The sequence below is a fragment of the Haemophilus sp. HMSC066A11 genome (genome assembly GCF_001811665.1).
Lineage (GTDB): Bacteria > Pseudomonadota > Gammaproteobacteria > Enterobacterales > Pasteurellaceae > Haemophilus > Haemophilus influenzae.
The window spans coordinates 1-546 of record NZ_KV805881.1 but is presented as its reverse complement, the minus strand read 5'-3'; the positions used below and the strand labels follow the sequence as shown (position 1 = coordinate 546).

Here is a 546-nt window from a genome sequence, read left to right as displayed (position 1 = left end):
TCTTGCTCAATTTTGTATGGGTCTGCTTTTTCTCTTTTTTTACCTTGAGTAAGGCTATTTGCATTTTTGTAATCATAGTTTTCAAGTTCGTGTCCATTTCTTCTTGTTGTAACCACTAAGGCATCAAACTTTTTATAACGTCCTGCAAGAGTCAGCGTATTGAATGATTGATTATTTTCTGTAGCGTATCCCTTTTTGTAGCTTACATAGTAATCCTTGTTAAGGAGATAATCTCTCGCATCTTTTGTTTTATAAATTACAGATCCACCTAAGGAACCACTACCACTTTTGATTGAATTTGCCCCTTTTGTAATATTTACTTCTTTTAAAGTTTCAATTTCTGCACCATTACGCGTATTATTGAAGTTACCATAACCCTCAAAAAGCTCTTTAAAGCCTTGAGAAGATAATGTTTCAGCTTGACGTAATCCATCAATATTAATCGCTACACGGTTTTCATCTACACCACGAATGGCAAAACCGCTTTGCCCAAAACGCCCAGCTTCAACAACAGTAACGCCCGTCTCATATTTAACGATGTCTTTA

The 546-nt window shown here is 35.7% G+C and carries 1 protein-coding gene; it reads right to left on the bottom strand.

Annotation, left to right across the window (positions count from 1 at the left end; translation table 11 throughout):
• Positions 1 to 546, bottom strand: a 546-nt coding sequence (locus tag HMPREF2813_RS07795) for a TonB-dependent receptor plug domain-containing protein (RefSeq protein ID WP_186821731.1), incomplete at both ends; no start/stop codon positions are given.